General features: G+C 65.9%; 19 protein-coding genes and 1 tRNA gene. 5 read left to right on the top strand and 15 right to left on the bottom strand.

Translation table 11 applies throughout. The features are described 5' to 3' along the window. Window positions 1-13 precede the first annotated feature (13 nt). Window positions 14-652 (top strand): TetR/AcrR family transcriptional regulator, encoded by a 639-nt coding sequence (locus ACW18C_RS08585; RefSeq protein WP_492070490.1) that lies wholly within the window; start codon window positions 14-16, stop codon window positions 650-652. On the opposite strand, the gene ACW18C_RS08580 is transcribed toward ACW18C_RS08585, so the two are convergent. From ACW18C_RS08580 to ACW18C_RS08570, 3 genes are read right to left on the bottom strand one after another with little or no spacing between them, the layout of a single operon-like run. After that, the gene (locus tag ACW18C_RS08580; protein WP_492070489.1) at window positions 649-1,734 is read right to left on the bottom strand and encodes an MBL fold metallo-hydrolase; all 1,086 of its coding nucleotides are present in this window, start codon (window positions 1,732-1,734) and stop codon (window positions 649-651) included. The genes ACW18C_RS08585 and ACW18C_RS08580 overlap by 4 nt on opposite strands. Next, a complete protein-coding gene (locus ACW18C_RS08575; RefSeq protein ID WP_492070488.1) occupies window positions 1,731-3,077 on the bottom strand; it encodes a DsbA family protein in 1,347 nt (448 codons plus the stop codon). Before ACW18C_RS08575 ends, ACW18C_RS08580 begins: the two co-directional genes overlap by 4 nt. Before the next feature lie 25 nt (window positions 3,078-3,102). Continuing rightward, on the bottom strand, window positions 3,103-5,571 hold the full coding sequence (locus ACW18C_RS08570) for a TonB-dependent receptor (RefSeq protein ID WP_492070487.1): 2,469 nt from the start codon (window positions 5,569-5,571) through the stop codon (window positions 3,103-3,105). 240 nt (window positions 5,572-5,811) lie between these two features. Between ACW18C_RS08570 and ACW18C_RS08565 the strand changes: the two genes are divergently transcribed. Then, complete coding sequence (locus ACW18C_RS08565; protein WP_292147360.1) at window positions 5,812-6,183, top strand: hypothetical protein; 372 nt, start codon at window positions 5,812-5,814, stop codon at window positions 6,181-6,183. Between the two features lie 47 nt (window positions 6,184-6,230). On the opposite strand, the gene ACW18C_RS08560 is transcribed toward ACW18C_RS08565, so the two are convergent. Both ACW18C_RS08560 and ACW18C_RS08555 read right to left on the bottom strand, forming a co-directional pair. Beyond that, entirely contained in the window at window positions 6,231-7,661 is a 1,431-nt protein-coding gene (locus tag ACW18C_RS08560; RefSeq protein ID WP_492070486.1) for a coniferyl aldehyde dehydrogenase, read from the bottom strand. After that, entirely contained in the window at window positions 7,661-9,259 is a 1,599-nt protein-coding gene (locus tag ACW18C_RS08555; RefSeq protein WP_492070485.1) for a GMC family oxidoreductase, read from the bottom strand. The genes ACW18C_RS08560 and ACW18C_RS08555 overlap by 1 nt, the downstream gene beginning before the upstream one ends. Window positions 9,260-9,851: 592 nt before the next feature. On the opposite strand from ACW18C_RS08555, the gene ACW18C_RS08550 reads away from it, so the two are divergent. Continuing rightward, a complete protein-coding gene (locus ACW18C_RS08550; protein WP_492070484.1) occupies window positions 9,852-11,507 on the top strand; it encodes a sulfatase-like hydrolase/transferase in 1,656 nt (551 codons plus the stop codon). Between the two features lie 8 nt (window positions 11,508-11,515). Beyond that, window positions 11,516-12,148, top strand: coding sequence for a hypothetical protein (locus ACW18C_RS08545; protein ID WP_492070483.1), 633 nt, complete (start codon window positions 11,516-11,518; stop codon window positions 12,146-12,148). Window positions 12,149-12,232: 84 nt separating this feature from the next. Here ACW18C_RS08545 and ACW18C_RS08540 read toward each other — a convergent pair whose 3' ends face one another. From ACW18C_RS08540 to ACW18C_RS08495, 10 genes are all read right to left on the bottom strand, one after another. Continuing rightward, window positions 12,233-13,318, bottom strand: coding sequence for a DUF2855 family protein (locus ACW18C_RS08540; protein WP_492070482.1), 1,086 nt, complete (start codon window positions 13,316-13,318; stop codon window positions 12,233-12,235). Between the two features lie 278 nt (window positions 13,319-13,596). Further along, entirely contained in the window at window positions 13,597-13,923 is a 327-nt protein-coding gene (locus ACW18C_RS08535) for a hypothetical protein (protein ID WP_492070481.1), read from the bottom strand. Between the two features lie 108 nt (window positions 13,924-14,031). Continuing rightward, window positions 14,032-15,105 carry a ribosome small subunit-dependent GTPase A gene (gene rsgA / locus ACW18C_RS08530; RefSeq protein WP_492070480.1) on the bottom strand — a complete coding sequence of 358 codons (1,074 nt, stop codon included), beginning with the start codon at window positions 15,103-15,105 and terminating at the stop codon, window positions 14,032-14,034. A gap of 307 nt (window positions 15,106-15,412) precedes the next feature. Beyond that, a tRNA-Pro gene (locus ACW18C_RS08525) sits at window positions 15,413-15,489 on the bottom strand. A 41-nt stretch (window positions 15,490-15,530) separates the two neighbouring features. Beyond that, window positions 15,531-15,983 carry a MerR family transcriptional regulator gene (locus ACW18C_RS08520; RefSeq protein WP_035306827.1) on the bottom strand — a complete coding sequence of 151 codons (453 nt, stop codon included), beginning with the start codon at window positions 15,981-15,983 and terminating at the stop codon, window positions 15,531-15,533. A 5-nt stretch (window positions 15,984-15,988) separates the two neighbouring features. Continuing rightward, on the bottom strand, window positions 15,989-16,297 hold the full coding sequence (locus ACW18C_RS08515; RefSeq protein ID WP_035306862.1) for an integration host factor subunit alpha: 309 nt from the start codon (window positions 16,295-16,297) through the stop codon (window positions 15,989-15,991). Window positions 16,298-16,373: 76 nt separating this feature from the next. Continuing rightward, entirely contained in the window at window positions 16,374-17,351 is a 978-nt protein-coding gene (locus ACW18C_RS08510) for a beta-ketoacyl-ACP synthase III (protein ID WP_154726839.1), read from the bottom strand. Next, the gene (gene plsX / locus ACW18C_RS08505; RefSeq protein WP_492073993.1) at window positions 17,348-18,391 is read right to left on the bottom strand and encodes a phosphate acyltransferase PlsX; all 1,044 of its coding nucleotides are present in this window, start codon (window positions 18,389-18,391) and stop codon (window positions 17,348-17,350) included. The genes ACW18C_RS08510 and plsX overlap by 4 nt, the downstream gene beginning before the upstream one ends. A 139-nt stretch (window positions 18,392-18,530) precedes the next feature. Continuing rightward, the gene (locus ACW18C_RS08500; RefSeq protein ID WP_035310147.1) at window positions 18,531-19,049 is read right to left on the bottom strand and encodes a YceD family protein; all 519 of its coding nucleotides are present in this window, start codon (window positions 19,047-19,049) and stop codon (window positions 18,531-18,533) included. A gap of 4 nt (window positions 19,050-19,053) precedes the next feature. Beyond that, window positions 19,054-19,578, bottom strand: a complete 525-nt coding sequence (locus ACW18C_RS08495) for a ubiquinol-cytochrome C chaperone family protein (RefSeq protein WP_492070479.1) — start codon at window positions 19,576-19,578, stop codon at window positions 19,054-19,056. Between the two features lie 91 nt (window positions 19,579-19,669). Here ACW18C_RS08495 and ACW18C_RS08490 point away from each other — a divergent pair, with 91 nt between their 5' ends. After that, window positions 19,670-20,149 (top strand): outer membrane protein assembly factor BamE, encoded by a 480-nt coding sequence (locus ACW18C_RS08490; RefSeq protein WP_008262615.1) that lies wholly within the window; start codon window positions 19,670-19,672, stop codon window positions 20,147-20,149. Window positions 20,150-20,228: the final 79 nt, after the last annotated feature.

Genomic DNA, 20,228 nt, shown 5'->3' with positions numbered 1-20,228 from the left:
TTTGGAGCCCCCCTTGGCAGATTCCGCTGACGTCCCACCCGCGGTGGACGGACGACGCGTTCGCAGCGAGCGTAGTCGGTTCGCCATTGCGCGGGCCCTGCTGGATCTGGTGCGCGAGACGCGTCAGATGCCGACGATGGACGCCGTCGCGGACCGGGCCAATGTGTCGCGCCGCTCGGTGTTTCGGCATTTCTCCGACACCAATGAACTGATTATCGCCGCCACCCATCTGCAACGCGACGAGGTATTCGCCCGGTTTGGCTCACCAGACATCAGCCAGATGCCGGAGCCCGAGCGGGTCAAGGCTGTGGCCCAGCGACTGGGGCGACTGTGGGAATATGTGACCCCCGCCCGCGCGGTGGCCGGCGCCATGCGGGCCGAGAACCCGGTGATCGACCGGATGTTGAGCGAGGATGACATCACCCACAGCAGCTATCTGAACGCGATCTTCTCCGCCTCTCTAGCCGAGGCTCCGGACGCCGAGCGCCCGCTATTCCTTCAATCCATGGTCTCGGCCTCGTCCTGGCCGACGTGGATCGGGTTGCGCCGGGACCAGCACCTGACGGTAGTCGAGGCGCGGCGTGTCATGGAGCATACCCTGCGCGCGCTGCTACAGGCCGCACGCTCGGCGTCGAACCCGGCTGCCGGCTAGAACAGCCGCCTGCGTATGATCGTGTCGGTTCCGCGCGGCAGGCTGAACAGCATGCCGTCCTCGCCCACTGTGATCGGTCCCGCATAGTGTTTCTTCGCGTCGCCGAGGAAGGCGGCGTATCCGTAGTCGAGCGGCTGAGGCGGCACGAGATGATTCAGGACTAGGGCGTCGACGCCAGCCGCCCTTGCCGCGTCCGCCGCCTGTTCCGGGGTGGAATGATAATCGACGATGTCGCGCATGATCTGGGCCAGATTGGCGAGGCCGCGGTTGTCCAGTCTTTCGTCGATGGCTGACAGCAAGGCGGGTTGCAGCGCCTCGTGGACCAGCAGGTCCGCGCCTGCGGCCACGGTGTTCAGATGCGAGGAGACGGTTGTATCGCCGCTGAAGACCACGCTGCGGCCAGCATAGTCGAACCGGTAGCCGACGGCCGGCGCGACCGGTTCATGATTGACGGTGAAGGCGGTCACGACCAGACCGTCGGCGCGATAGACGACAAGGCCCTTTGGGGCCGCCGCCGCTTCGGCTCGAAAGGTCTGGGGCGTCGCGCCATGCCCTGACGGAGGCGCTAGAGCGGCCCCGTGATGGGCGGTCCGGTAGCCGCCGTCCAACGCATAGGCCGCGTTGAACCCGGCGGCGACCGAATCCACGCCCTCGGGACCGAACAGCGGCGGGGGCTGCGTATGGCTGCCCCCCACCCAGCGCTGGAGCAGCACGGGCGCAAGCCCATCTATATGGTCCGAATGGTAATGGGTCAGGAAGATCGCTTCGATCCTGGCGGCAGGAATACCCATACGCGCCAGGTTGCGCGCACTCCCCTCGCCGCTGTCGACAAGGAAGACCTTGCCGCCGACGATGACTGCGCTGCAAGGACCAGCCCGCGTCGGATCCGGCATGGGCGACCCCGTGCCGCACAGCGCGACATTGACGCCATCCGGCAGTGTCGCCACCGTGTCGCGGCCGACCTGACTATCGGCGATCCGTTCCAGCATCCTGGCTCCGATCTGACGCTGGAACACGGTCAGAGCTCCGATCGCCAGGGCGAGAAGCACGACAACAGCCAAGGCGATGCGCCGCAAGGTCATTTTAGGATCCTGGGAGTGACGGGAGAGGCGTTGGAACGCGTTCCACCAAGCGAGGCGACGATGGCGGCCTCGACCAGCCAAAGACGGTCCTGTCCCCAGGTCGCCAATCCGCCGAAGCGGAAGGAAGGCACGCCCCAGAGATCTTCGGCGAACATGGCGCGGCGGTTATCCTCGGCCACCGACCGCCAGCCTTCATCCGCGATCCAGTCCTGCGCGTCGCGCCAGTCGAGACCGGCGCGTTCAACCAAGCCGCGCAGCCCCCTGTCCGAACCGGCGTCCACGCCCTCGGCGAACACGCCGCGCAGAAACGAGGATGCGAAGTCCGGCGCGCGGCCGGTATCTGCGGCCCCGTGCAGGATCGCCAGCCCCCGCTCCACAGGACGGCCCACCGGATCGGCCACTCGACCGAAGGGCAGCTCGAGCCGCTCGGCCTCCCGCATACAGTCGCGCAGGATATAGTTCCGTTTGGCGGCCGGGACCGGCAGGCCGCGCATGACCATGGGCAGGACGAAGCGCAGTCGCAGCGACACCCCATAGTGACGGGCCAAGGCGCGGGTGCGGTCGATGGCCAACCAGGTGTAGGGGCTGCGGAAGGACAGGAACATCTCCAGCGCGGGCGTCTGCGCGTCGGGAGTTCGGGCGACCTCGCCCAGGCGAACCCGCGGCCGTTCGGCGACCAGCTCGCCCCCCGCGCCGGCGCCGAGCCCCAGACCCTGTAGACGGGCTTCAAGGTCACCCAGACGATCCAGTCCCCAGTACCACTCTCCGGCATGGAAGAGCATCGCCCCGAGATAGTGGCCAAGACGATGTCGCAACCGCTCGCCCGCCGCCAGCGCCGCTTCGGTTTCCGCCGCCGACGCGACGCCGAAGACAGCGGCGGCCTGGTCCAGAGCTTGGCCGCTCCAGATGGCGCGAGCGACGCCCGACGCCGCCTCGAAAAACCGCCCCGCTGCAATCGCCGCCTGCAGAACAGCCTGTCCCCGATCAACGTCCACCATGGACGGCCGGCGAACGGCATGGAAATCCAGGCCCCAGGCCGGCGCGATCAGGGCCGCATCTCTGCGCGAAAACGATTCCAGCCTGGTGCGCTCGGGAGCAGCCCAATCTGGCGGCGGCGGGACCAGATACGGCGTAATCCTGACCCCGTAGCGGGCCGCCACCTCCGGCAGTTTCTGGACCATCAGGGCCGAATAGGGATCGTCCACCTGATGAAAGTAGAGGATCTCGTGCGGTCGCCCCCTGCGGATGCGCTCGGCCTCGAACCGCCGCCGCCGCGCGTCGCGTCGACGGGTCGAGGTGATGGACTGAGCGACCGTTGGGCCGATGATCGCACGCAGTCTCAAAGCCGCCTCCTGACGTGCGTCGTGGTCAGAACTTGCGCCGCAGCGTTACGCCGACGGTTCGGGGCGCTTCCATGTAAGCGCTCTGACTGCCGGTCTGGAATGGCGTATCGAAGACGATGTTGGCGATCCGCTCGTCGGTCAGGTTCCGAACCCAGATCTCGCCCGCCCACGCTCCATCCAGCGCCCCCAGGCCCAAGCTGGCGTTCATCAGGACATAGCCCTCCTGCAACGAGAGGGGATCGAGGTCCTGAGCCGTCATATAGTCTGACCGATACAGGTAGTTCAGGTTGGCTTTCAGGCCGAGCGACGCATTGAGCGGCGCCGACCAGGTGAGTCCACCCGACACCAGGACGTCCGAGACAAAGTTAGGCGTCCGGCCGCTGAGATCCTGCACCGTTTGTCCCGCTACGATCTGCGCGGCGGTGGGAGTGGCGTTGGCGAAGTCCGTGTACTCGGCGTCTTGGAGAGTGCCGCCGCCGTCCAGCACGAGGGTGTCCGTCAACTGGATCCGGTAGTCCCACTCAAGACCCCGGCTGTCCAGCCCGCCCGCATTGACGATCCGGAAGCCCGTGCCGTCGAAGCCATTGGTCTGATAGTTTTCCAACGTCTGATAGAAGACATTGGCGTTGACCTGAGCGCGGCCACTCCAGAATCGAAGCTTGGCCCCCGCTTCCCAGGCGTCCACAGTCTCGGGGTCGAAGACCACGCGGTCGGGATCCGCTACGGGATTGCCGGGGGTGGTCTGGGCTGCGGTCCGGCTGAGATTGAAACCGCCAGACTTGTAGCCACGGGCGTAGCGGGCGAACAGGTTGACGCCGTCGTTCACCTCCCACGCCGCGCTAACCGTGCCCGAAAGGTCATCGTCCTTGAAGTCGGTGGAGAAGGGGTTCACCGCCGGGAAATACTGCAAGCTTTTGAGCGCCGCAAAGGGCGCCAAGGGGCCCGCGAACTGGATCTGGGACAGGGGATCCAGCGACTGAATTCGATAGTCCGCGCTCTTTTCCTCTCGAGAATACCGCAGACCGCCGGTGATCGAGAGCCTTTCGGTGGCGTTCCAGGTCGCCTGACCAAAGAGGGCGGCGCTGCGGCTTTCGTAGTCATAGTCGTCGTTCACGGCCACGCCGGCGGCCCCGAAGGTGCCGATTGGCCGTCCCGTCGCCTGCTCCAGGCGGGCCAGAACGGGCACAGTCACGCCCGGCGCCACCGTCACCCGCGGCGTAATGGCCTCGAGATAGGCGCGGAACTGCGTCCCGTACCGCAAGTCCTGATCTGCAAAAATGTCCTGACTGAACAGGAAGGCGCCGACCAGCCAATCAAGCCGGGCGTCGGGATCGGCGGAGGAGAGCCGCACCTCCAGTGAACCTTCGGTGATGTCCTGGCCGTTGGTCTGGCTGAGCAGATCCAGACTGCTGTAGTCGGCGTCGATGGTCGGCAGGGTCTTGTAGGTGCGCCGCGCGGCGATGACGGTCAGATCGGTGGAACCGAGGTTCCAGTCCAACTGGCCTGAGACGCCTTCGTCCTCCGACGAATCGTCGACGGCCTGGGTGGCGGGGTTGAGAGCGACATCATAGACGCTGTTGTCCACGAACACCCCGGCGACGCCGCCATAGGTCCCGGCCGTGCCCGAACGGAGAACACCGCCCAACGCGGACATCGCTGAGGCGGTCGGCCCGTAGAAGATCGGTACAGCGACGCAGCAGACCTCATCGGTCTCCGAATGATCCACGATCAGGCGAAGGGTCGCAGCCGGCGAAATATCCCACAGCAACTGGCCCTTCACGGCCCATCGCGAACGATCATTGTAGGTGTCGCCCGTGCCGATGTCCTCGATATAACCGTCTCGCTCCTGCGAACTCACCGACAGGCGGCCCGCCAGCACGTCCCCGATGACCGGTCCCGTGACCGTGGCGTGCACCTGGCGATAGTCATAGTCGCCAAACGAGCTTTCCAGCTGCGCGCCGGGGATAAACGCCGGGGGCTGGGTCTGGACGCTAACAACGCCTCCGGATGTGTTGCGGCCAAACAGCGTGCCCTGGGGCCCGCGCAAGACCTCGATCTGGCTGACGTCGGACAGGTCTCCGAGGGCCGCGCCCGGACGCCCACGGTACACGCCGTCTATGAAGACGCCGACCGATTGCTCCAGACCCGTGTTCTGCCCCGGAGTGCCGTTTCCTCTGATCGTGAAAATGGTCTGTGTAGAGCCGGCGCTGGAATTCACCACCAGGGTCGGGGCGACGATCTGCAGGTCGCGGACATCGCGGACCTGAGCGGCCTGCAGCCGTTCGGATGAATAGGCCGTCACGGCCACAGGAACGTCGAAGAGAGTCTCGGGGCGTTTGGTCGCCAGGACGATGACTTCGTCCAGCACGACCGGTTGGTCCGGTTCCTCCTGTCGATCCTGCGCGAGGGCAGGAGCGCCCGCCGCCATGGCTGCTGTAAGCGACAGCAGCGATACGCCTAGTCGTGTAGTGACCTTCCTTGTCGTGACCTTCATGGTCTTCCCCCCTGGGTCGCCCGCCCGTTTGCGGGTCTCGTTGATGTCCAGTCTCGTTCAGAACGGCGGACTTTGGAATACATTAGCACCATTAGTGCCAAAATAAAGCCAGACCTTTCTCATTAGGCTTTGCCGCTGCGAGCCTTAGGAAATATGGTCTTTCGGGAGAACCGGCCGTCGGCCCAAAGACGATTCTTTTATCGCTCCGGGTGTCATCGATCCCAACGAAGGAGTTCCGCCTTGATCACAACTCTTAGAATCGTGCTGCTCCTCGTCGGCGGCCTTGTCCTGCCTCTGGCGCTCGGATTTCTGCTTACTCCGGCTCGTGCAGCGGCCCGACTGGGCCTCGAAGCCGTAGGTCCCCTGGGGCTGTCGACGTTGCGCGGCGACTTTCTCGGCGTCTTCGCGCTGATCGGCGGATCGGCCGTGTATGCCGCCGTCCGCAATCGCGGGGACGTGCTGATTGCGCCGATCATCATGCTGGCGGCCATCATCGCCGGCCGTCTGGTCAGCGCCATTCTGGACAACAGCGGCAAGACGGCGCTGACCTTGATCATCGTCGAGGTCCTGATGCTGAGCCTGCTCGTGCTGGGCTACCGCACCCTGCCCTGACCTCGTCTGACCGTCAGTCTCGGGCCGTCAGTCTCGGGCCGTCAGTCTCAGGACCTGAGGGCCAACCTGGAGATCATGCGGAAAACTGCGCCGTAAGGGGGGGCGACCAGCCGACTGGCGTGCCAGCGGCCCGCCTCGAACACGCTGCGGGCATGGCTGAACTCCTCGAAGCCGCGCCGACCATGGTAGGCGCCAGAGCCGCTCTCCCCCACGCCCCCGAACGGCAGGTTCTCGTTGGTGAGGTGCAGCATGGTGGCGTTGACCGTAACCCCGCCGGAATGAGTGGCGTCCAGCACATGGCGCACCACGCGCGGGTCGTCGCTGAAGACATACAGGGCGAGCGGTCTCTCCCCGGCGTTCACGTGGGCGCAGGCGGCGTCGATCGAGGCCGTCGACACGATGGGCAACAGTGGTCCGAATATCTCTTCGCGCATGATCGCAAGGTCGGCCGGCGGGTCGATCAGGACCGTGGGCGGGATTCGCCGTGTCCGCGCCGCCGCCTGAGCGTCATGCCCGGCTTGCAGTATATGAACCCCTCGGCTTCGCGCCTCTTCGATCATCGCATTGAGACGGGCGTAATGGCGGTCCGATACGATGGCGGTGTAGTCGTCGTTGGCGCCCACCTCGGGATAGAAGATTTCGGCCTGACGAATAACCGCTCGCCCCACGGCCTCGGACCGGTCCCCGACCGCCAGGACATAATCGGGCGCCACGCAGGTCTGCCCGGCGTTCAGGAACCGCCCCCAGGCCAGAGGGTGGGCCAACCGCTCGAGCGGCGCATCGGCGGCCAGGATGACGGGCGACTTGCCCCCGAGTTCGAGGGTCACAGGGGACAGATGACGAGCGGCCGCCTCGGCGACCGAACGCCCGACCCGAGTGGACCCTGTGTAGAACAGGTGGTCGAAACGCTCGGCGCAAAAGGCCGCAGCGACCTCGGCGTCGCCGGTCACTACAGCCACCTGATCGGTCGGGAAACGATCGGCCAGCAACTGCGCCATCAAGGCCGAGGTGCGCGGCGTAAGCTCGGATGGTTTGATGAGGGCGCGGCACCCCGCCGCGAGCGCTGCGACCAACGGGACGAGCGTAAGCTGAACCGGATAGTTCCAGGGCGATACAATACCGACGACGCCCTTGGGCTCATGTCGAATGCGAGAGCGCCCAGGCGCGGCCATAAGCGGCGTCGGCACGGCGTGCGGCGCCATCCAGCGCGCAAGGCTGGCGCGGGCGTGTCGCGCGGCCTGAGCAGTGACGGCGATCTCGACCAACCGGGTCTCATTGCGGGAACGGCCGCCAAAGTCCGCATCGATCGCCTCGGCGATATCCCCCTCGTGGTCCAGCACCAGCCGTTCGATCGCCATCAGATCGGCGCGGCGATCCGCGAGCGGCCGCCGCGGTTGGCGCGCAAAGGCGGCCCTCTGCGCCGCGATCAAGGGGCCGATGACGGCGATGTCGGAGGCGGTCTCGAGAGAATGGGGCATCAGTTCGTCTCCAGAATCATCCGCGCCGCGCACGTGGCGATCATGATGGTCGGCGCATTGGTGTTCCCGCCGACCAGACGCGGCATGACCGAGGCGTCCACAACGCGCAGACCTCGCACGCCACGGACTTTCAACTTCGGATCAACCACCGACAGGTCTCCCGTCCCCATCGCGCAAGTTCCGACCGGATGGTAGAGGGTTTCCGCCCGGGCGCGCACGTCATCCATCAGTTGCGACCGTTGGGTCCGATCTGGCCCCGGCAGCAGTTCGGCCCGCCGGTCGAACGCGAAGGCTGCGGAGCCCAACAGGGTCCGGATCATCTCCAGTCCGTCCGTCAGCACCTCGATGTCGCGGCCTGCCGTGAGATAGGCCGGATCGATGGCGGGAGGAAGGGCGGGGTCGGGCGAGGTGATCCGGATCTGTCCCCGGCTCTCGGGATACAGGACACAGGCGTGAAGCGTGGCCCCATGGCCTAACGGCAGGTCCCGACCATGCGGCGCCGCCAGACCGGGCGTGAACACCAGCTGGATGTCCGGCAGATCCCCCGCATGGGACGAGCGGACAAATGCCCCGCCCTGGATCGGGTTGGTCGACATCGGCCCGGGACGGCCGCCCATCCAGGCCGCCAACCCGCCGATCAGGGTCGGCATGGCCCGCAGCGACAGCCCGATCGACGTGGCGCTTCGGGTCGAGATCTGGCCGATGATATCGATGTGATCTTGCAGATTACGGCCTACGCCAGGCAGATCCACCTCGGGGGTGACGCCGGCCGCGCGCAGGTCTGCGGCGTCGCCAATGCCTGACAACTGCAGCAGTTGGGGCGAATTGACGGCGCCGCCGCACAGGATGATCTCGCGCGCCGAGAGGGTTTGGCGGCGGCCCGCGATATCGACCTCCACCCCCGTGGCGACGCCGCCTTCCAGTTCGACCCTGCGGACCAGCGCCCCGGTGCGCAGCGTCAGGTTCGGCCGCGCGAGCGCCGGCTTCAAAAAGGCGTCAGCGGCGCTCCAGCGGCGCAGGCCGCGCTGGGTCACCTGATAAGGCCCGAATCCCAGTTGGGCGACGCCATTGAAATCCGGATTGCGCGGATACTGCAGACCGGCGCCGGCCTCGAAAAACGCCTCCGTCAGCCGGTTCAGCGGACGCACGTCCTGAACCGTGAGCGGACCGTCGGCCCCGTGCCAGGGATCCGCCCCCCGGCACTGGCCTTCAACCTCGCGAAAGGCCGGCAGGGCCTGGTCCCAGCCCCAGCCCTCACACCCATAAACATCACGCCACTCGTCGTAATTCTCAGGCGCGCCGCGGATGTAGTGCATGGCGTTGATCGCGCTCGACCCGCCCAGTGTCCGACCCCGTGGCCAGTAAAGTCTGCGATCGTTCAACTCCGCCTGAGGCTCGGTTTCATAACGCCAGTTGAAGGACCGGGACTGGATCGCCAGGCCCATCAGCATCGGGGTGCGCACCAGCGCACTGTTGTCCGATCCGCCAGCTTCCAACAGTAAAACCGAATGGGCCGGATCCCGCGACAGGCGTTCAGCCAGCACACACCCCGCCGAACCTGCCCCCACGATGATGAAATCGAAAACCCCGGCGTCCACGCGCTAAGCCGCCGACTGCAGCATCAGCGAGGCTGTGATTGATCGCCCCCTTTCCGCGCCCTGATTCATCCCTACTACGAACCCTTCGTCTGCAAGAGCAGGTCTGCCCGTCGCCTCGACGAACCGCCATTGCCAGGGCGCGTCCGTCATGCCCAGACCTTTCCGCAGTCGGGCAAGACCGTCGGCAGTGATGATTTGCGGCATAACCCTCTCTCCGGAAGGGGCGAATATAGGTTGAAATCTATCTGCACTCATGATGCATTATTATTCAAGCGCGTCGAGACACGCAACCGAACGCAGATCCAGACTTGAAGCTTCGAGGGGTGCGTGGCCTGCAAGCCAGGATCACGACGGGCGCCGTTCTTGTCCTCGAGGCGTGGAAGCCGTTGCCGGTCGCGGCGTCGGGCGAGACGTTCGACACCATCCTGCTGCGCTTGGTCGCGATCGTCAGGCTTGCAAGTCCGTCGACCGACCGGAGAAGCTGAGGGATCTGGCGGCGTTTACGCAGGGCTTTACAGCCGCCCCAATATATTGGCATCTTTCATGACAATATATTGGGGCGCAGGCTGAAAGAGCCTGGTGAGGAGCGGCTATGAAGCGTGGTTTGTGGATCGGGGGGGCGCTCGCGGGGCTGGTCGTGCTGGGCTTCGGCGGGCTGGCCCTCAAGGACTATGTGATCCTTCATATCGCGGGCTGGCGTGGGCCAAAGGTCGGGCCTAACCGGGAGGTTATCTGGGACGCAGGGCCCGCCACGCCGGCCGCGGCCCCATCTGATCGCCCCCCCAATGTCATCGTCATCCTGGCGGACGATCTCGGGTTCAACGACATCAGCCTGAACGGCGGGCTCGGGAATGGAACCGTCCGCACCCCAAACATTGATGGACTGGCGCAGACCGGCGCAGTCCTGGCCACCGGCTATGCCGGCAATGCGACCTGTTCGCCATCCCGCGCCGCCCTGATGACGGGTCGCTATCCGACCCGGTTCGGCTTCGAGTTCACGGCGGTTCCCATCCAGATGGCCCAGTTGATTCCGACGCTCGCGCCCCGCGGCGATGGGCCACAACCGGTCTTCCGGCGCGACCGGGTGAAGGACACGCCGCCTTATGAACAGATGGGGGTGCCCGCTTCGGAAATCACCCTGGCGGAACTGATGCAGGGCCGGGGTTACCACACGATACATCTGGGCAAATGGCATCTGGGGGAGACCGATGGAATGCGCCCTGAACAACAGGGCTTCGATGAAAGCCTCGGATTCATCGTAGGCGCCCAGATGTTCTTGCCCGCCAATGATCCGAACGTTGTGAACTCCCGTCAGGACTTTGATCCCATAGACAAATTCCTATGGGCGAATCTGCCCTACAGCGTCCAGTACAACGGCGGGGACCGGTTCCACCCCAACGCCTATATGACCGACTATCTGACCGACCAGGCGCTGGCTGGGATCCGGGCCAACCGCAACCGGCCGTTCTTCATGTATCTGGCCTACAATGCTCCGCACACGCCGCTTCAGGCGCTTAAGTCCGACTACGACGCCCTCAGCCACATCACCAATCACCGCGAGCGCGTCTATGCCGCGATGATCGTGGCCTTGGACCGGGGCGTGGGACGCATCATGGCCGAACTGAAGGCGCAGGGACTGGATGAGAACACCCTGGTGGTCTTCACCAGCGATAATGGCGGGGCCAACTACCTGGGCCTGCCGCAGATCAACAAGCCCTTCCGCGGGTGGAAGCTGACCTTCTTTGAAGGCGGCATCCGCGTGCCCTATTTCATGCACTGGCCAAAGCGGATACCCGCCGGCGCCCAGTTGACCGCGCCTGTCTCGCATTTCGACATCTACGCCACCGCCGCCGCCGCCGCCGGGGCCGCCCTGCCCGCCGACCGGAAGATGGACGGAGTCGATCTTTCGCCCTTCCTGACCGGCGCGGTCTCGGGACGGCCGCACACCTCGCTGTTCTGGAGATCCGGCGGGTATCGCGTCGTGCGGTCTGGCGACTGGAAGCTTCAGGTGCTGGACCGACCCAAGCGAACCTGGCTCTTCGACCTGGCTTCAGACCCCACCGAACAGCACGACCTTTCAGCCCGCCGCCCGGATATCGTGGCCGCTCTAACCGCTGAACTCGAGGCCCACAATGCGCATCAGGGCCGGACGATGTGGCCGGCGCTGGTAGAGGCGCCCGTGGGTGTGGACCGTACCGGCGAGGAGCGCATTCAGCCGGGCGACACCTATGTCACCTGGTCGAACTGAGACCGGCGATGGAAGCTCACCCTTGGATGATCTGGGCGGCTGCGGCGGGGCTCTACCTCGGGTTTCGCCTTTGGTATGACAACTGGCGCGGGCCGCTCCAGCCCCATGAGATCGACCATTTCATGGCGAGGGCGGAGGCCCTGTGGCCCGCTGGTCTGAACGACATGGATCAGATCCGCCGGTTCCTCGAAGAGGATGACGGCCGGGAGTTCATCATGGTCAATCTGATCCGGGTTCGGCCGGGTCAGGTCGCCGATCCGACGACGGGACAGGAGAGAAGCGGCCGGTCGATGTTGAAGGCCTACTTCGCCGTCTTCGCCCCCACCCTGATCGTCAACGGCGGACTGCCGCTGCTGAACTACCGCAAGATTTCGGGCTATGTGGACGCGCTGAACGTGCCGCAGGACCCCGGCTGGAGCATAACGGGCCTAATGCGGTATCGCAGCCGCCGCGACATGATGGTTCTCGCCACCAATCCCCGCTTCCTCCAGGCTCACGAGTTGAAGATGGCGGCGCTGACCCACGCCATGGCCTTTCCGGCCCGCCCATTATCCGGCCTTGTCGCCGGACCGCGGCTGGCGCTGGCCCTGATGCTGGGCTTAACGGCCGCCCTAGGCCACCTCATCTGGACAGCGGCCTGATCCACGCGCCAGCGCCTGATGGCGCAGATTGAAGGCTGATCCCGATCCGTATGGGCCGACCAACGGATCGATAATCTGAAGGGCTCAGACCACGCTCAGCATCACCCCGATACTGGGCGGCGTGCGCCCCTCCACCATTTCCACCCAGGCGTCGCGCACGGCCTCGGGGCCGCGGTCATGACGCACGTCCAACAGGGTGCGGGCGTCGGCGGCGATCCGCGCGCTGGCCTCCTGGGCGCGGCGCATCACGACGCCGGGACCCCAGTCCTGCTCGCGCTTGCCGAACTGGGCCGGAGCGAAGAAGAAGGTCGGGGTCGCGCCTCGGGTTTCGCCCTTGTGCCGTCTGGCGTCCCAGTGGGTCGCCCCGACGATGGTGCTGAGGACGACGTCCTCGCCCAGATGATCATCGACGGCGCCAATCACCGCCCCTGATCCCGACATGTCCACCAGGGCGGTGGGGACACCGGTCTCAAGCGCATCGATCTGGTCGTACGTCACCACCCGGTCATAGAGGGCCAGCGATTCTGTAAAGGCGGCGTTGCCGGGAGACGTCAGACCGACCACCTCCAGCGTCTTGTCCGCAGCCTTGGCCAACAGCCACGCCAGGCCAAGGGCCGTCTTTGACGAGGCGCTGCCGATCAAGACCCGCGTCGCGCCGAAATTGGCGTTGTCCTCCAGATAGTCCGCCAGGATGTAGGAGGTAGCGAAGAGCGGAAAGAACAGGCACCGCTCGTCTCCCATGGCCGCAATTTCCGGCGGGTCCGCAGCGACGCGGGTGTAGCGGTTGTAGAGGGCCGGCAGGGAGCGTCGGTGCGCGGCGACATCCACAAAGGATCCTTCCGTGACCTTGCCCGGTTGCAGCACCACATGAGAGGCCATGGGGAAGAAACCGTAGAGACGCTCCCCGACCGCCAGCCCCGCGGCGTTCGCAGCGACCACCGTGCCATAGCCCCAGACCGGCACGAGCCCCCACTCGGCGTCCACCGGAAAGAAGCCCCAGTATCCAATGACATCGCCGGTGACCGCATAGCTGATGTTGTTGGCCGTCAGGGCGAACCGATCGATCGCCACCAGCACCTCGCCCTCCGCCGGGACGGGCAGGCCCAGGGTTTCGATCCGCGCGGTCCGAAGGGCCTTCCTGCCCACCTGAATCTGGATGAGGTCCGTCATCGGCTCGTCTCCTGGTCAGCCTAGCTCAAGGCCAGACTTATGGCACTCGAAATGCAAATATAAAAGAGATTGTCGACTGCATTCTTCGAATCCCGGCGGGGTTCACGCCGCCAGTCATGGCTGATCTAGCCGTCATGGCGCCGTCTGCACCCTCGGTCTGCTTGCTGGAGCGGCGACAGCCGATCGGATCCCCCGTCCGGGCCAGACCTCCCGGCCGCCGCCAGCGTCGGGATGACGTTCCTGCACAGGTAGCCCCGGGGCGGACTGCTGCGTGACGATTAGGAAGGCTCGACTTCGGTCACCCCCTCGCGGAATTCTTCTGCGGTCACGCAGGCGGAGCCGTCTTCGTCGAGCACCCATACGCCGATCAGGGATGCGTGGTCGGGCGTGATGTCCTCGTCGATCAGATCGCCGTCATAGACGCCGACATTGCTGTAATCGAAATCCAGCAGGAGCTGATGGGCCATGTCGATCATTTCGTCGGCCATCCGACGCGCATAGCCCAGCGCCTCGCTGTCATTGGCGAAGTCGTCCGTCAGCGTGTTGACCTCGGCGGTGTCGCCGCCCTGGACCGCACTGGTGGTTACGATGGTGTATGCGGGCATTTTTGAACTCTTTCAGGTTTGAATCTCTCGACTAGCCTGATTGGCTGCGGGAAAGGCCATAATTCGTCCGAACCCGTCTTGCGGAGGATTGGAACCGATCACGGACGATCAGTCGCCGCCGCCCCGGTCGTTCCTCTTGGTGGCGCGGTACACCTTCTGCAGCGCGCCCAGCCGGCGACGCTCTACCGCCTTCGCCGCCCGCTCCTGCTCGTGCTCGGCCGCAGCCGCCTCGAGGGTCAGCTTCTGGTAATGCGCCCACCGCGCGGGATCGAGCGCGCCGCTCTGCACGGCGGCCTGCACGGCGCAGCCCGGCTCGTTGGCGTGACTGCAGTTGGTGAACCGGCACGTCTGGAGCAGGCCCTCGATGTCTTCGAACACGGCGCTCACGCCCGTTTCGGCGTCGATCAGACCGACTTCGCGGATACCGGGCGTGTCCAGCATCAACCGGCCGCCGGGAAGCAGGATGAGCTGGCGGTGGCTGGTGGTGTGCCGCCCCTGATCGTCGGTCTCGCGGATGGCCTGCGTCGCCATCCGGTCTTCGTTCAGGAAGGCGTTGACCAGGGTCGACTTGCCGACGCCGGACGAGCCGATCAGCACGCAGGTCTCCCCCCTCCCCACCTGGGCGAGCAAGGCGTCGAGGCCCACGCCTTGGCGGGCCGAGACCATCAACACAGGACAGCCCGGCTCCAGGGCGGCGACGCGGGCCGCCTGGCCCTCCGGATCGGCGCACAGGTCCGATTTCGTCAGCACCACGACAGGCCGGGCGCCGCTTTCCCAGGCCGCCGCCAGATACCGCTGGATCCGGCGCAGGTTGAGATCACCGTTCAGGGAGGTGACGATAAAGGCCACATCGACGTTTGCGGCCAGGATCTGCAGTTTCCGCATACTGTCGGCCGCCCTGCGGACGAAGGCCGTGCGGCGCGGCAGGAAGGCGTAGATCGTGGCCGTGCGCTCCTGCGCGCCGAACGAAAGGGCGACCCAGTCCCCGACCGCCGGATGCCCGATTTCCCCCGCCTCATGACGTAGCCGCCCCGAAACCTTGGCGCGTATTTCGCCGTTGTCGGTCGCGACGACGTAACCGTCCCGCTGGTGGAGAATGATGCGGCCCGGCGTGTGGCCTGCACGCTCATGGGGTTCGAAGGCCTCTGCCAGAGACGTCGACCATCCATATTGTCCGATCAAATCAAGGGAATCCCTGTTGGTTGCGGCGACAATGTCCCTGCCGTTCACCCTGATAGCATCTCGCAGGAGGCTCAGCACGCAAGGGCGCTCACACCCTGTAATTTCATCCGCCCCGACAACGGCTCACGTCGACAGCTGCGCCGACTGGGGTCGGCCTGGAATGATGCGGGGCGCGAGGCTTGGGCCAGGGCGGAGGCGATGACCGCTCACCGCAGTTGGTAAAAGGACGGCGGGCCCGACAGCGACCCGAATTGCAAAGGGGCCGCCCGAAAGCGGCCCCTCTAACCAACCGTTTCCTTAGAGGAAATGGTCGGAGCGACAGGATTCGAACCTGCGACCCCTTGACCCCCAGTCAAGTGCGCTACCAGGCTGCGCCACGCTCCGAAGGCGCTCCCTATAGACGGGGCGACCGTTGACCGCAAACGCTAAAACGACTTTTCTACCGACCGCGAAAGCACGGCGTCCAGACGCGCCTTCGCCTGCTCCAGATCGGCCAGAACACCCTGCAGATCCGCATGTTCGGCGCGCCCGGCGTGCGACATCGAGACGGGGCGCGCCGGGACTGGCGTCGCGATGGCGGCGAACGTCTCGCCATCCTCGATCAGGGCCGCCGCCTCTGCGCCGACCAGCTTCTTCAGCCCCTGCTCCTTGTGCAGGCGCTGAACCCCGCGAATCGTCAGGCCGTCGTCGTGCAGCAGCCGCCGCACGGCCTTCAGCACCGCTATGTCCTGCGGTCGATAGAACCGGCGCCCCCCGGCCCGTTTCACGGGAACCACGAAACTGAACTTGGTTTCCCAGAAGCGCAGCACATGCTGCGGCGCCCCGACTTCCTCGGCCGCCTCGGAGATCGTGCGGAAGGCGTCTGGGCTCTTGGCCAAGGGACTCAGGCCTCGACGACGGCGTCGTGAACCCGGCTCTTCATGATCTGAGAGGCGCGGAAGCTGATGACCCGGCGCGGATTGATCGCCGCCGGCTCACCGGTCTTGGGATTGCGCCCCATGCGGGCGCGCTTCTCGCGAACCTGAAACACGCCGAAGCCCGACAGTTTGACCGTATCGCCCTGTTCCAGGGATTCAACGATCAGTTCCAGGGTGCGCTCGACAAGGGCCGAACACTCCTGCCGGGACAGACCGACTTCTTCATGCACGGCTTCGCAAAGGTCGGCGCGCGTTACGGTCTGTAGGCCTGACATCATATCCCCGTCTGGTAGCGGTAGGCTGGGCGTATAGGGACGCAAAGTCTCCGAAAAATCAATGCCTCTGCCGGACTTAGAGGCGCAGCGCGCAGGCGCCCCAGGTCAGGCCGCCCCCCATGGCCTCCAGCAGGACCATGTCGCCCTTCTTGATCCGTCCGTCCTGGATCGCCGCGTCCAGCGCCAGGGGGATCGAGGCGGCCGAGGTGTTGGCGTGCAGGGCCACGGTCGAGATCACCTTGGTTTCGTCCAGACCCAGCCGGTCGCCGACGCCCTTGATGATCCGCTGATTGGCCTGATGCGGCACGAACCAGTCGACGTCGGCGATCTCTATGCCGGCGGCGGCGCAGGCGGCGGTGATGCCTTCGGCGATATTGACCACGGCATGACGGAACACCTGATTCCCGGCCATCCGCAGATGGCCCACGGTCCCGGTCGTGGCCGGACCGCCGTCGACGTAGAGCAGATCGGTCTTCGATCCGTCGGCGCGCAGGGCGAAGCCCAGCATCCCCTGATCGGCCGAGGTCCCCTGCCCTTCGCGCGGCTCCAGCACCACGGCCCCCGCGCCGTCGCCGAACAGGACGCAGGTAGTCCGGTCGGTCCAGTCCATCAGCCGCGTCATTTCCTCGGCGCCGATCACCAGGGCGCATTTGGACAGGCCGCGCGCCACGAAGCCGTCGGCCACGCTCAGCGCATACACGAAGCCTGAACAGACCGCCTGGACGTCAAAAGCCACGCCCACCCCGGCGCCCAGCTTGTGCTGAACGATCGAGGCGACGGCCGGGAAGGTCATGTCCGGCGTGGTCGTGGCCACGATGATCAGATCGACGTCCGCCGCCGTCTTGCCGGCGTCGGCCAGGGCCTTCCTGGCGGCCTCGACAGCCAGATCGCTGGTCGGCTGGTCGTCGCGCGCCTTGTGGCGCTGCTTGATGCCGGTGCGCTCCTGAATCCACTCGTCGGAGGTGTCGACGAACTTGGCCAAGTCGGCGTTGGTGACGATCTGCTCCGGCAGATAGGAGCCGACGCCGGTCACGGCGCTGCGGGTGACGCTCACTGAAGGGGTTCTCCGGCGGGGGCGGCGGGCGGGCTGGAATGGTCGAACACGGCGTCCAGCTTGCCCAGATTGGCGCCCACCTTGGTCATATAGTCGCTGCGGGCCAGATCGACCGCGATGCGGATCGCATTGCCGAATCCCTTGGCGTCGGCGCCCCCGTGGCTCTTCACCACGATCCCGTTCAGCCCCAGCAGCGGGCCGCCGTTGATGGTGCTGGGATCGATCTTCTCGCGCATCTTCTTCAGCGCCGGCATGGCGATGGCGGCGCCCAGCTTGGACTGCAGGTTCGAGGTCAGGGCCTCGCGCAGCAGGGCCGAGATATAGCGCGCCGTGCCCTCGGCCGTCTTCAGGGCGATATTGCCGGTGAAGCCGTCGGTCACCACCACGTCCACCGTGCCCTTGGCGATGTCGTCGCCCTCGACGAAGCCGTGATAATTCAGGTCGAACGGCCCATCTCGCAGGATGGCGTGCGCCTCCTTGACCTGTTCGTTGCCCTTCATGTCTTCAGAGCCGACGTTCAGCAGGCCGATGGTCGGCCGGGCGATGCCGCGCACCGCCGACTGGAAGGCCTCGCCCATGATGGCGAACTCGACCAGCTGCTCGGCGTCGCTGCCGATATTGGCGCCCACGTCCAGAACCGCCGTATGGCCCTTGAAGCTCGGCCAGCTGGCGACGATGGCCGGCCGCTCCAGCCCCGGCGCCGACATGCGCAGAATCAGTTTGGAAATCGCCATCAGGGCGCCGGTGTTTCCGGCCGAGACCACGCCGCCGGCCTCGCCTGTCTTCACCGCCTCGACGGCGTTCCACAGGCTGGAGCCCTTGCCCCGACGCATGGCCTGGGCGGGCTTCTCGTCCATGGCCACGACCTTTTCGGTGTGGCGGATCTCGGCGACAGCGTCCGACAGGTCGGCGCGCGCCAACTCAGGCCGAATCTGGGCTTCGTCACCGTGCAGCAGGAAGCGAACCCCCTCCCCGCCATGGGTGAGGATATAGCTGCGGACGCCGGGAATAACGACGGATGGGCCGTGATCGCCGCCCATGGCGTCAAGCGAGATCGTAACTGGGGCTGGCAAATGGACCTCGAATAGCCGCGTCGTCTTGTCGCGCGACGCTTGATATAGGGCGCTGGACGATAGCGCCCAAGCCGGGGGATGCAACCACCCGGCCCTAACGTCAACCTCAGCCTTGGCCGTCCTGCGGCTTCAGCGCCTTCAGGGCGGCGAAGGGCGAGATTTCGGCCGGTTCTTCCGGTTGCACAAACTCCGCGCCTGGCTTGCGCGGGAACGGATCCAACGACAGGGCAAGTTGCTCGACGGCGTACTGGCCCAGGTCGATCTTGCCGTCCTCGATCAGATCGGCGTCCTCCTCGTCCAGCGTGACCTCGATCTCGTCGGTCTCCGTGGGCGCACGTTCGGCCAGCTGGATAGAGAATCGGCGATCCACATCGACGGGCAGCGGCTCCAGCGTCAGGCCGCAGGTCTGAACCGCATGGGCGCTGACCCGGCCCTTCAGCGTCCATTCGCTGGTCGACGGGGTCGGCTTCACTTCCACGTCGATCGTGAAATCTTCCAGACCTTGCAGGTCCAGGGCGCGAGCGATTCGCTTGCGTGTGTCTGCGTCCGGCTCCAGCCGCCGGCTCAGTCCGGCGCCGATCTGGTTGATCCGCACCGTCTCGCTGTAGGGAAGGCTCACGCTCATCGTCTCAAACATCCGTCCAGGCCGGCTTCGCCAGCACATCATTGAATTCCTGCGCGGCCAGGCCGGCCCGCGCCGCCAGGGCGTAGCGCGCCAGATCATTCGCCCGTTCCGCCCCGGTCTCTGCATAGACATTGCGCGCCAGGGCCTCGGCCAGCGCCGTCGCGTCGTCGTCGCGCAGCGGCGTCTCATAGGCGTTCATCCGCCCGTACAGGGCCTCGCCCAGCTTGCGCATCTTCTTGCCGACCGAGACGTCGCCGACGCCTTCTTCGCGCAGCGCATGGTCCAGGGCCGAGACATAGGCGTCAAACAGGGCCTGGGCTGCGTCCCGTCCGGCCTCGGTGTTCTCGTCGCGCAGCCTCAGCACCAGCAGCAGCACGTGCAGCGTATAGAGCTCGAAGCGGGCGTCGATCCGGTCGGCCACGCCCAGACGCGTGTAAAAGCCGAGATGGCGCGCCTGTTCCACCGCCAGGGCGTACAGGGCGTCGCCGATGCGGACGCCGGGCCGGGGTCTGAACAGGTATTTCAGCATGGTTTTATACGGCCCCTTTTCCGCCGCGCCGTTGAACTAGGACGCAGGTCCGTCTAGGTCAAAGACCTTGTTCTCTCGCAGGCGCCCGATCATGTCTCGTTTCGTCCCGCTTTTCGTCGCCGTTTCCCTGGCTGGCCTGTCCGCCGCCTGCGCGCCCATGATCGGCTCCAACGGCTTCCAGGCCATCGACGCCAAGCCCCAGGACATCGTCGCGGGGACCGACACCAAGGAAACCGTCCTGGCCCGCCTCGGTTCGCCGTCGACCACCTCGACCTTCGAACCGGATCAGGTCTGGTACTACATCAGCCAGACGACCGAGAAATACACCTACAACCGCCCGGTCGTCGCCAGCCGCACCATCACCGAAGTCACCTTCGAGCCGAACGGCGACAAGGTCGCCGCCGTCCGCACCCTGGGCCTGGCCGACGGCGAGCAGATCGCGATGAACCGGACCGAGACGCCGACCCGCGGCCGCGCCCTGACCGTGCTCGAACAGTTGCTGGGCAACGTCGGTCGCGGCCAGCTGCCGCGCACCGAGGACGACACCCCCGGCCAACGCCGCCCAGACTAAGCGCCGCCCGGACTAGGGTCCGACGCATCGCCGAAGAAAAAACGCCCCGGAGATCACTCTCCGGGGCGTCTTCGTACAA

It is taken from the genome of Brevundimonas sp. FV1ye7S (genome assembly GCF_058680995.1).
Note: the sequence above shows the minus strand (reverse complement) of the source record. Positions and strands in the feature narration are given on the sequence as shown.

Bases quoted from the DNA above. Each gene is read 5' to 3' on its own strand.
- ACW18C_RS08580 (WP_492070489.1), bottom strand. From the start codon at position 1,734: ATGACCTTGCGGCGCATCGCCTTGGCTGTTGTCGTGCTTCTCGCCCTG.
- ACW18C_RS08570 (WP_492070487.1), bottom strand. From the start codon at position 5,571: ATGAAGGTCACGACAAGGAAGGTCACTACACGACTAGGCGTATCGCTG.
- ACW18C_RS08560 (WP_492070486.1), bottom strand. From the start codon at position 7,661: ATGCCCCATTCTCTCGAGACCGCCTCCGACATCGCCGTCATCGGCCCC.
- ACW18C_RS08550 (WP_492070484.1), top strand. From the start codon at position 9,852: ATGAAGCGTGGTTTGTGGATCGGGGGGGCGCTCGCGGGGCTGGTCGTG.
- ACW18C_RS08545 (WP_492070483.1), top strand. From the start codon at position 11,516: ATGGAAGCTCACCCTTGGATGATCTGGGCGGCTGCGGCGGGGCTCTAC.
- ACW18C_RS08540 (WP_492070482.1), bottom strand. From the start codon at position 13,318: ATGACGGACCTCATCCAGATTCAGGTGGGCAGGAAGGCCCTTCGGACC.
- ACW18C_RS08535 (WP_492070481.1), bottom strand. From the start codon at position 13,923: ATGCCCGCATACACCATCGTAACCACCAGTGCGGTCCAGGGCGGCGAC.
- ACW18C_RS08515 (WP_035306862.1), bottom strand. From the start codon at position 16,297: ATGTCAGGCCTACAGACCGTAACGCGCGCCGACCTTTGCGAAGCCGTG.
- plsX (WP_492073993.1), bottom strand. From the start codon at position 18,391: ATGGGCGGCGATCACGGCCCATCCGTCGTTATTCCCGGCGTCCGCAGC.
- ACW18C_RS08500 (WP_035310147.1), bottom strand. From the start codon at position 19,049: ATGAGCGTGAGCCTTCCCTACAGCGAGACGGTGCGGATCAACCAGATC.
- ACW18C_RS08495 (WP_492070479.1), bottom strand. From the start codon at position 19,578: ATGCTGAAATACCTGTTCAGACCCCGGCCCGGCGTCCGCATCGGCGAC.
- ACW18C_RS08490 (WP_008262615.1), top strand. From the start codon at position 19,670: ATGTCTCGTTTCGTCCCGCTTTTCGTCGCCGTTTCCCTGGCTGGCCTG.